The following is an 11,016-nucleotide window of genomic DNA, read 5'->3' as shown; positions in this document are numbered from 1 at the left end:
GATCGCGGCTACCCGATCCGCGACAAGGAGACCGGCCAGTTCCAGACCGAGTCGGTGGTGCTCAAGTACACCGAAGACCAGATCCGCGACGGGTCATGGTCCAAGGCGATGCCCTGGCCTGGGTTCCTCGAGTCGAACAGCCGCCGCGGCGCGGATCAGGCATGGGATGCGATGAACGCGATCAAGCCGCCGCGGAACAACAGCATCGTGCACACCACGGTCGGATGGCGCACCACCGACACCGGCGACTACTTCGTGCACGCGACCGGCGCGATCGCCAAGAACGGCGCGCTCGGCGTCGAGGTCGACGTCGCGACGACCTCCGAAATCTACGCGATGCCCGAGCCGACCACCGACCGCGACCAGCTGCGCCAGGCGTGGCTCGACGGCACCGTGGCGCTGCGGGAATCCGAGCTGCCCGCCCGTGTGATCGCACCGCTGCTCGGCCACTCCTGGACCGCCCCGGTCCTGCCTGGCCCGATCTTGCTGCACCTGGTGGGCGGGTTCGCTTCCTACAAGACCTCACACAGCCGTCTGGCCGTGCAGTACTTCGCCCCGAACCTCACCCACAACACCAAGGGCCTGATCTCCGGCGCATCCGGCGGATCCACCGCGATCGGCCTGCAGCGCACCCTCTCCGCGATCAGCAACGTGCCGGTGATCGTCGACGACTTCGCCCCGGACGGCAACGCCAGCGACGCGATCCGCCGCATCAGCACCCTGGGCCGCACCGTGTTCAACGGCATCGGTCGCATCCGCGGCAAGCAGCGCGGCGGCGCCGAGGCCGACCGCCCGATCCTCGCCAGCATCATCACGTCCGGCGAACTCTCCGCCCAGGGCTCCGCCGACTCCCGCATTGTCAACCTCCCGCTGGATCCCGCCACGCTCAAGAACGGCGGCGTGATCTTCGGTCGCCTCGAGTCCAAGCGCGCCCGCCACGCTCGCGCGCTCATCGGTGCTTCGCTCGTGCAGTGGACGGCCGCGCGCCGTCAGCAGCTCGTCGACGACTTCACCGAGGCCGAAGAGGACAGCGAGCACCGCCTGTGCACGCAGGCCTACTGGCGTGAGGCCATCCCCCGCCAGAACGGGCACGCGGGCCTCCACGACCGCCTCGTGCAGTCTGCCGTGGTCCTGGACCGCGGCATCATGATCATGCTGATGATGCTCCGCGACCTCGACGTCATCAGCGACGACGAGGCCCGCGACTTCTACGGGTGGGCGCGAGCGGGCATCGCCGAGGCGATCAGTCTGCAGGACTCGTCCGCATCCGACCCCGCCGAGCAACTCATGGAGTACCTGCGCGAGGCGATCGCCAACGGCAACGCTCACCTAGCCGGCATGGACGGCACAGTCCCCGACGATGCGAGCTCGCTGGGGTGGGCCGACCAGTCCACCGGAATGAACCCGCAGTGGCGCCCCAACGGGCAGCGCGTCGGCGTCATCAACAAAGACCGCCTCTACCTGTTCCCGACGACGGCCGTCGCCGTGGCCCGTCAGATGTCGCAGCGCGCCGATGAAGCGTTCAGCGACACCAAGACCTCGCTCTCCTCGTCGATGCTCTCCCACGGCTGGCTCATCGCGGACGGCGCCGGCAAGCGCAGCGTCGTCCGCCGCACCGGACGGTCGATGCAGCACCGCGTGTGGGACATCCCACTGTCCGCGCTCACCGGCAGCGGCCCCGACACCCCGAACGACGACACCGGCCTGGACGGGGGAGAAGGCCCCCAGACGCCGCCCGAGAACGACATCCCGTCGCTGTTCGAGGCGCCCAAGGTCGACGAGGCCACAACCACCCCCGAGGCGCCCGCACAGCCCGCCGTGACCGAGCCCCAGCAGCCTGCATCCGCAGAATCACCCGCCGCGCCTGCCCCCCGACCGGCAGCGCCCGCACAGCCCGCCGTCGCGACGTCGGCCGAGGACTTCCGTGCACCGCTCGGCGTGCTCCACACGGACGGGCTGTGGCTGTCCACGGGCGAGCTGATCACCATCCGCGGTCAGCTCGAGCACGCCGGCCAGCTCGCGCAGCTCGCCACCGACCTCAACCTGGGCACCCGCATCAACCAGGGCACCAACGGGGCGCGCAAGACCGAGCGCGGCCAGATCTTCCTCACCATGGAAGCCGCTCTCGCTCTCGGACTCCCGCTGGACACCCTGCCCGAGTCCACCGACTCCGACTACGGCAAGCTGCTGCGCGAAGCCACCAAGGGGCACCCGTTCATCACCATGGCGACCGAGACCGGATTCTCGCTCAGCGGCGACGGATCCATGGCCGGCAGCATCGACATCTGGCGCGAGGATGACCGCCGGATCGGCGCGCACATCGCCCTCATCCCTGCCCAGGACTTTCGCTTCATCAGCACGATCCTCGACGGCGACCCAGACCCCGCGACCATCGCCCGTCGCCTGGGGAAGTTCACCGCGGCGCTCAAGTTCCCCTACCGCAGCAGCGCCGGCACCACCGGCACCAAGCTCATGCGCGCGCTGCTGCCCCGCGACAAGCACGACGAGATCTACTACCCACAGGACCGCCCCGGCCCGGTCAAGGACCAGATGATGGCCGAGGGTGACTTCAACTGGCAGCGCAAGCTCTTCGGCGACGAGCTCGAGCAGCGCTGGGTACACGGCTTCGACCGTGGAGGCTCCTACCTCGCCGCCGCGAGCACCGAGGTCGGCGTCGGAGCCCCCACCCACTACGACGGCCCGCTGCAATTCACCAAGGCCACGAACAAGCCCGGCTACTGGCTGATCACCGCACCGGAACCCGGCAGCTGGCTGATGCCCGACATCTTCGCCGCCCAAGGCATCGTCCGTGACGGGTTCACCGGATCGCAGATCTGGGTCACCACCCCCACGCTCGAGCTCGCGAGCGAAATGGGCCTCGAGCTCGAGATCCACGAAGCCTGGCTGTGGGACCGCAAAGCCAAGGTCTTCGAGGCCTGGTACAAGCGGGTCCGCGACGCCCGCACCACCCTCGACACCACCGACGTCGACGACCAGGCCGCTCGTGACCTCCTCAAGATCGTCTACGCGGCCGCGATCGGCATGCTCGACTACCGCGGCGACCACGACACCCTCGCCGTGTGGGCCCCGCACCGCCACGACATGATCGTCGCGAAGTCCCGCGCCAACATCATCCGCCGCGTCCTCGCCAACGCCGAGCGCACCGGCCGCTGGCCCGTCGCGATCGAGAAGGACACCGTCGTCTACACCAGCGACCACATCGACCCGCTCGAGGCCTGGCCCGGCGACCCGTCCTGGTTCGGCCGCGGCCTCGGTCAGTACAAGTACGAGGGCTCCGACCAGCTCTCGCATCACGCCGAGTTCCTCAACGGCGACGGCACCTACAAGGGCAAGCGACACCTGAATGAGTTGATCTGATGGCACTGAGCAAGGAAGCGCAAGCGCGGCAGCTCGCCGCGATGTTCGAGGGACTCACCGGGCACAAGCTCCCCGAGGTCTCCCGCGACACCAAATCCATGCTCAAGTTCCTCTTCCCCGGCCAGAGCGACCGGTTCCCGATCGCCACGAAGCTCGCCGCCACGAAGCTCGGAGTCTCCCAGGGCACCGTGCAGCGCTGGATCCGCGGGGCGCAGAATCCCCGCGCCGCGATCACCCAGGAGCTCACCAAGCGCGTCCGCCAGTCCGTCACCACCAAGCGCGGCCGCGGTCAGCTCGCCAAGCGCATCCAATCCCAGATCCCCACCCGTCAGCGCACCATCCGCATCAACGCGCTGCAGGGCCCGTCCGCAGACCCCACGGACAAGAAGTACGTCGCCGAACGGTTCAGCAACCTCGATATGTCGCCCTCCGAGCAGCAACAGCTCTATGACGCCTGGGTGCAAGGCGGCGACACCGGCGCCACCGACTACCTCACCGGCCTCTACGACAACCGCTACGTCGACGGTTGGCAGTTCCACGGCATCAAGGGCGTCGAGTTCCGCTGACACGAATGACCCGGCACCACAGCCTCGTCACGCTACGCTGTATGTAGTGAATGTCACGCTTTTATCAGGTGTGACCGGACTGACGACCAGAGAAAGGACCAGCCGATGGCAGCCTCCATGCCCGAGCTCGTCGACTACGCCTACATCGCCGAGAAGCTCAACGTCTCTCAGCAGACGGTGCGCGTCTACGCCACCGGCACCAAGCAGCGCAAGGCCGGCTTCCCCGAGTCGGTCGCACCCAAGACCGCGCGCTCGCCGCTGTTCCGCAAGAAGGACGCCGACGCGTTCATCCAGCGACGCCTCGTCGCTGGATGAACGCGTCGGCGTCCTTCTTGCGGAACAGCGGCGAGCGCGCGGTCTTGGGTGCGACCGACTCGGGGAAGCCGGCCTTGCGCTGCTTGGTGCCGGTGGCGTAGACGCGCACCGTCTGCTGAGAGACGTTGAGCTTCTCGGCGATGTAGGCGTAGTCGACGAGCTCGGGCATGGAGGCTGCCATCGGCTGGTCCTTTCTCTGGTCGTCAGTCCGGTCACACCTGATAAAAGCGTGACATTCACTACATACAGCGTAGCGTGACGAGGCTGTGGTGCCGGGTCATTCGTGTCAGCGGAACTCGACGCCCTTGATGCCGTGGAACTGCCAACCGTCGACGTAGCGGTTGTCGTAGAGGCCGGTGAGGTAGTCGGTGGCGCCGGTGTCGCCGCCTTGCACCCAGGCGTCATAGAGCTGTTGCTGCTCGGAGGGCGACATATCGAGGTTGCTGAACCGTTCGGCGACGTACTTCTTGTCCGTGGGGTCTGCGGACGGGCCCTGCAGCGCGTTGATGCGGATGGTGCGCTGACGGGTGGGGATCTGGGATTGGATGCGCTTGGCGAGCTGACCGCGGCCGCGCTTGGTGGTGACGGACTGGCGGACGCGCTTGGTGAGCTCCTGGGTGATCGCGGCGCGGGGATTCTGCGCCCCGCGGATCCAGCGCTGCACGGTGCCCTGGGAGACTCCGAGCTTCGTGGCGGCGAGCTTCGTGGCGATCGGGAACCGGTCGCTCTGGCCGGGGAAGAGGAACTTGAGCATGGATTTGGTGTCGCGGGAGACCTCGGGGAGCTTGTGCCCGGTGAGTCCCTCGAACATCGCGGCGAGCTGCCGCGCTTGCGCTTCCTTGCTCAGTGCCATCAGATCAACTCATTCAGGTGTCGCTTGCCCTTGTAGGTGCCGTCGCCGTTGAGGAACTCGGCGTGATGCGAGAGCTGGTCGGAGCCCTCGTACTTGTACTGACCGAGGCCGCGGCCGAACCAGGACGGGTCGCCGGGCCAGGCCTCGAGCGGGTCGATGTGGTCGCTGGTGTAGACGACGGTGTCCTTCTCGATCGCGACGGGCCAGCGGCCGGTGCGCTCGGCGTTGGCGAGGACGCGGCGGATGATGTTGGCGCGGGACTTCGCGACGATCATGTCGTGGCGGTGCGGGGCCCACACGGCGAGGGTGTCGTGGTCGCCGCGGTAGTCGAGCATGCCGATCGCGGCCGCGTAGACGATCTTGAGGAGGTCACGAGCGGCCTGGTCGTCGACGTCGGTGGTGTCGAGGGTGGTGCGGGCGTCGCGGACCCGCTTGTACCAGGCCTCGAAGACCTTGGCTTTGCGGTCCCACAGCCAGGCTTCGTGGATCTCGAGCTCGAGGCCCATTTCGCTCGCGAGCTCGAGCGTGGGGGTGGTGACCCAGATCTGCGATCCGGTGAACCCGTCACGGACGATGCCTTGGGCGGCGAAGATGTCGGGCATCAGCCAGCTGCCGGGTTCCGGTGCGGTGATCAGCCAGTAGCCGGGCTTGTTCGTGGCCTTGGTGAATTGCAGCGGGCCGTCGTAGTGGGTGGGGGCTCCGACGCCGACCTCGGTGCTCGCGGCGGCGAGGTAGGAGCCTCCACGGTCGAAGCCGTGTACCCAGCGCTGCTCGAGCTCGTCGCCGAAGAGCTTGCGCTGCCAGTTGAAGTCACCCTCGGCCATCATCTGGTCCTTGACCGGGCCGGGGCGGTCCTGTGGGTAGTAGATCTCGTCGTGCTTGTCGCGGGGCAGCAGCGCGCGCATGAGCTTGGTGCCGGTGGTGCCGGCGCTGCTGCGGTAGGGGAACTTGAGCGCCGCGGTGAACTTCCCCAGGCGACGGGCGATGGTCGCGGGGTCTGGGTCGCCGTCGAGGATCGTGCTGATGAAGCGAAAGTCCTGGGCAGGGATGAGGGCGATGTGCGCGCCGATCCGGCGGTCATCCTCGCGCCAGATGTCGATGCTGCCGGCCATGGATCCGTCGCCGCTGAGCGAGAATCCGGTCTCGGTCGCCATGGTGATGAACGGGTGCCCCTTGGTGGCTTCGCGCAGCAGCTTGCCGTAGTCGGAGTCGGTGGACTCGGGCAGGGTGTCCAGCGGGAGTCCGAGAGCGAGAGCGGCTTCCATGGTGAGGAAGATCTGGCCGCGCTCGGTCTTGCGCGCCCCGTTGGTGCCCTGGTTGATGCGGGTGCCCAGGTTGAGGTCGGTGGCGAGCTGCGCGAGCTGGCCGGCGTGCTCGAGCTGACCGCGGATGGTGATCAGCTCGCCCGTGGACAGCCACAGCCCGTCCGTGTGGAGCACGCCGAGCGGTGCACGGAAGTCCTCGGCCGACGTCGCGACGGCGGGCTGTGCGGGCGCTGCCGGTCGGGGGGCAGGCGCGGCGGGTGATTCTGCGGATGCAGGCTGCTGGGGCTCGGTCACGGCGGGCTGTGCGGGCGCCTCGGGGGTGGTTGTGGCCTCGTCGACCTTGGGCGCCTCGAACAGCGACGGGATGTCGTTCTCGGGCGGCGTCTGGGGGCCTTCTCCCCCGTCCAGGCCGGTGTCGTCGTTCGGGGTGTCGGGGCCGCTGCCGGTGAGCGCGGACAGTGGGATGTCCCACACGCGGTGCTGCATCGACCGTCCGGTGCGGCGGACGACGCTGCGCTTGCCGGCGCCGTCCGCGATGAGCCAGCCGTGGGAGAGCATCGACGAGGAGAGCGAGGTCTTGGTGTCGCTGAACGCTTCATCGGCGCGCTGCGACATCTGACGGGCCACGGCGACGGCCGTCGTCGGGAACAGGTAGAGGCGGTCTTTGTTGATGACGCCGACGCGCTGCCCGTTGGGGCGCCACTGCGGGTTCATTCCGGTGGACTGGTCGGCCCACCCCAGCGAGCTCGCATCGTCGGGGACTGTGCCGTCCATGCCGGCTAGGTGAGCGTTGCCGTTGGCGATCGCCTCGCGCAGGTACTCCATGAGTTGCTCGGCGGGGTCGGATGCGGACGAGTCCTGCAGACTGATCGCCTCGGCGATGCCCGCTCGCGCCCACCCGTAGAAGTCGCGGGCCTCGTCGTCGCTGATGACGTCGAGGTCGCGGAGCATCATCAGCATGATCATGATGCCGCGGTCCAGGACCACGGCAGACTGCACGAGGCGGTCGTGGAGGCCCGCGTGCCCGTTCTGGCGGGGGATGGCCTCACGCCAGTAGGCCTGCGTGCACAGGCGGTGCTCGCTGTCCTCTTCGGCCTCGGTGAAGTCGTCGACGAGCTGCTGACGGCGCGCGGCCGTCCACTGCACGAGCGAAGCACCGATGAGCGCGCGAGCGTGGCGGGCGCGCTTGGACTCGAGGCGACCGAAGATCACGCCGCCGTTCTTGAGCGTGGCGGGATCCAGCGGGAGGTTGACAATGCGGGAGTCGGCGGAGCCCTGGGCGGAGAGTTCGCCGGACGTGATGATGCTGGCGAGGATCGGGCGGTCGGCCTCGGCGCCGCCGCGCTGCTTGCCGCGGATGCGACCGATGCCGTTGAACACGGTGCGGCCCAGGGTGCTGATGCGGCGGATCGCGTCGCTGGCGTTGCCGTCCGGGGCGAAGTCGTCGACGATCACCGGCACGTTGCTGATCGCGGAGAGGGTGCGCTGCAGGCCGATCGCGGTGGATCCGCCGGATGCGCCGGAGATCAGGCCCTTGGTGTTGTGGGTGAGGTTCGGGGCGAAGTACTGCACGGCCAGACGGCTGTGTGAGGTCTTGTAGGAAGCGAACCCGCCCACCAGGTGCAGCAAGATCGGGCCAGGCAGGACCGGGGCGGTCCAGGAGTGGCCGAGCAGCGGTGCGATCACACGGGCGGGCAGCTCGGATTCCCGCAGCGCCACGGTGCCGTCGAGCCACGCCTGGCGCAGCTGGTCGCGGTCGGTGGTCGGCTCGGGCATCGCGTAGATTTCGGAGGTCGTCGCGACGTCGACCTCGACGCCGAGCGCGCCGTTCTTGGCGATCGCGCCGGTCGCGTGCACGAAGTAGTCGCCGGTGTCGGTGGTGCGCCATCCGACCGTGGTGTGCACGATGCTGTTGTTCCGCGGCGGCTTGATCGCGTTCATCGCATCCCATGCCTGATCCGCGCCGCGGCGGCTGTTCGACTCGAGGAACCCAGGCCAGGGCATCGCCTTGGACCATGACCCGTCGCGGATCTGGTCTTCGGTGTACTTGAGCACCACCGACTCGGTCTGGAACTGGCCGGTCTCCTTGTCGCGGATCGGGTAGCCGCGATCGTTGCGGACCCACCGGGAGAACTTGATCACGTACAGGTGCGGGGGGCGAGCGATCTCGTTGTCCGTGCCGTCGTCTTCGATGGCGACTGTCTGGACCTCTGCCCAGCCGTGCATGACCCGATGGTACTGGTCGTCCTCGTCGCCGGGGGTGTGCTTGATGAGCACGGTCTGCCCCTCAACCACGCCGTAGTGGTTGCCTCGGATGAAGGGGCGCTTCTCGGGCTGGTCCTCGGGGTTGTCGTTGCCGAAGAACACTCCCCCGCCGCCGCTGCCGGTCTGCGTGAGGGGTGCGGAGGGGGTGATCTCGATAGTCTCTGCCGGCTGCTGCTCGTCGACGACGGGGCGGGTTGCGACCACGGAGGAGGCGACCGCTTGGGGCACGTCGAGACCTGCGACGATGTAGGTGTCGCGGGAGATCCGCGCGCCCTCCGCGACCGCGGCCGCGTACTCGGTCAGGGCGACGCGGCCCCGGTCGCTGAGTTGCTCCGCGGTCAGGTCCGGGTTGATCGCGTGGATCCGCTCGAGGCGGTTGAGGGACTCGCGCGCCCACGCCTCGGCGTGCTGCTCGGAGGTTGCCCGGTCCTGCTGGTTCTGCTCAAGCTGGGCAGTCGCTTCCTTGAGGCACACGGCGACGCCGGTGCGGCCGTGGACGAGCTTGTCTGCCTCGGCCGCGGCGACCATGGCGCGGGCGTCGTCGACGGAGATCTCGACGAGCGTAGCGACGGTGCCGCCGGCGTCCATGTGGTCGGTGAAGTCCGACTTGCGGTCGTCGAGGTTGGGCAGGTAGATCCGTGCCGGGATGCCCAGCTCCGCCAGCTGCGCGCCGACCGCCGCGGCCCGCTGTGCGCCGGCGGGATCGTTGTCGACGACCAGGTTGACGGTGGCGCCGCGGAACTGCTCGAGCAGCTCGGCGGGGAACGCCGTGGCACCGCCGGCGTTCGTCGTCGCGGCCAGGGCCTCGGCGATCGCGCTGTCGGCGTCCTTCTCCCCCTCGAGCAGCCACACGTCGCCGCCGGCGGCGACCGCTGCGCGGATCGCGGCGAGGTTGTACAGGAGGGGCGCAAAGCCTTCGGGCTTGCGCTTGACCCACCGGCCGTTGGCGCCACGGTAGCTCTGCGTGAACCTCTTGTGCCGCTGTCCGTCCAGGGTGGTCTCTTCGCGGTGCACGCGCTGCAGGACGACGCCGTTGTCGTCGACGTACTCGTAGACCTTGACCTGGCGCCATGTCGCGCCCGTCAGATCCGGAGTCTTGGGGGCGAGCTCATCTTGCGTCAGCCGCGGCGGCAGCGAGGGCCGCTTCGCCCGCGGGGTGCGCGAGCCGGTGCGGCGATCGGCGGGCAGCGGTGCGTCGAACAGGTCGCTGACGGTCAGGCCGAGCGCGCCGCACACGTCGCGGAGATCGAAGGCATCGCCGCAGCCGAAGCAGTGCAACATCACCTTGCCGCCGGTGCGGTCGTAGCGGATGCTCAGCGACGGCATCGCGTCGCCGTGCACTGGGCACAGCGCCATGTGCTGGCTTCCCTGCCGGCGGGGCTTCCACCCGCCCCGGTCCAGGGCCTCGAGAACACGATCGAGAGAGTTCGTAGCCGTCGACGTGCCGGTGTACTCAAGCGTCATCGCTGCAGCACACCCCCTCGGGTGCACGCTGCAGCGCCCAGCGTGTGCGACACGACGGCCACACCAACGCTAGACATCCGCAATATCGCGGCTATAATCATGAACATCCGATCATGGATTGACTGACTCAGCATCAGTAACTTGATCAGCCTCTGGCAGGAGGCTGTGACCCAAAAGCACTCAAGACCCCCGATGGTTGGCAGACCGGAGGGGGTTGAGTCTTTCTACGCGGACTTTGGCATGTCGAGCATGTCGAGCTCCTGTTCTGCCTCGCGCGTAGCGCGCTCGCGCGCCGCCTTTTCCAACTCGTCCTTGACGTAGTCCGGGATCTCAAGCCCGGCCTGCTGTGAGACAGCCAGCGCAAGCCAGCTGCTGAGGGGGATCCCAGACTCCGCAGCGAGGCGTTCGAGGATCGGGTCGTAGGCCTCCGGATATCGAACCGTCCTGACGGCGCGAGGGCCGTATGAACGACGTCCTGGCTTCGCTCTGGCTGGCATGCCCTGTTTCTAGCACGTAGCTGATTCAGAATCACGGATTGGTTCGGTGCGTCGCGCAGACGGCTCTGAGCTCTCATGCCAGGTATAGGCCCAGCCTCGGACGCTTCGCGGACATCGGTTCCCGAAAAAAGTTTGGCTTCGCTGTTGGTACACCTTTTACGCCTCGCGCGGGCGCGCATGTGTGAGGGCTGCCGCTGAAAAGGTGTACCAGGTGTACCAAACGCGATAAAAACACTGATCAGAAGGCAAAAATGCTTGGTACACCTTGCGAATCGGCAGGTGTACCAGAGGTAATGAAACCCCAGGTCAGCGCTAATTTCGTTGGTACACCTCAATTGTGTACCACTGCGCGCGAGTCGGGCTTTGCTGTTACAGCGACGTGCGAGCAATACTGCTGCGTCGACGAGGGTTGT

General features: G+C 67.8%; 6 protein-coding genes and 1 pseudogene. 3 read left to right on the top strand and 4 right to left on the bottom strand.

Features of this window, described 5'->3' with window-relative positions:
• From ABC271_RS00395 to ABC271_RS00385, 3 genes and pseudogenes are all read left to right on the top strand, one after another.
• A pseudogene (locus ABC271_RS00395) lies at nt 1-3,378 on the top strand (telomere-associated protein); the annotation flags it as partial.
• Nucleotides 3,378-3,944 (top strand): hypothetical protein, encoded by a 567-nt coding sequence (locus ABC271_RS00390; protein ID WP_005052659.1) that lies wholly within the window; start codon nt 3,378-3,380, stop codon nt 3,942-3,944. The pseudogene ABC271_RS00395 and the gene ABC271_RS00390, both read left to right, overlap by 1 nt.
• 105 nt (nt 3,945-4,049) lie before the next feature.
• Nucleotides 4,050-4,259, top strand: coding sequence for a hypothetical protein (locus ABC271_RS00385; RefSeq protein ID WP_412923017.1), 210 nt, complete (start codon nt 4,050-4,052; stop codon nt 4,257-4,259).
• Here ABC271_RS00385 and ABC271_RS00380 read toward each other — a convergent pair.
• The 4 genes from ABC271_RS00380 to ABC271_RS00365 form a co-directional block, all read right to left on the bottom strand.
• On the bottom strand, nt 4,231-4,440 hold the full coding sequence (locus ABC271_RS00380) for a hypothetical protein (RefSeq protein ID WP_412923016.1): 210 nt from the start codon (nt 4,438-4,440) through the stop codon (nt 4,231-4,233). The two genes, ABC271_RS00385 and ABC271_RS00380, sit on opposite strands and share 29 nt — an antisense overlap.
• A 105-nt stretch (nt 4,441-4,545) precedes the next feature.
• The gene (locus ABC271_RS00375) at nt 4,546-5,112 is read right to left on the bottom strand and encodes a hypothetical protein (protein WP_005052659.1); all 567 of its coding nucleotides are present in this window, start codon (nt 5,110-5,112) and stop codon (nt 4,546-4,548) included.
• The gene (locus ABC271_RS00370) at nt 5,112-10,106 is read right to left on the bottom strand and encodes a CHC2 zinc finger domain-containing protein (RefSeq protein ID WP_005052663.1); all 4,995 of its coding nucleotides are present in this window, start codon (nt 10,104-10,106) and stop codon (nt 5,112-5,114) included. Before ABC271_RS00370 ends, ABC271_RS00375 begins: the two co-directional genes overlap by 1 nt.
• Before the next feature lie 224 nt (nt 10,107-10,330).
• A complete protein-coding gene (locus ABC271_RS00365) occupies nt 10,331-10,603 on the bottom strand; it encodes a hypothetical protein (RefSeq protein WP_005052665.1) in 273 nt (90 codons plus the stop codon).
• Between the last annotated feature and the right edge of the window lie 413 nt (nt 10,604-11,016).

It is taken from the genome of Microbacterium canaveralium (genome assembly GCF_047238045.1).
Classification (GTDB): domain Bacteria; phylum Actinomycetota; class Actinomycetes; order Actinomycetales; family Microbacteriaceae; genus Microbacterium.
Note: the sequence above shows the minus strand (reverse complement) of the source record. Positions and strands in the feature narration are given on the sequence as shown.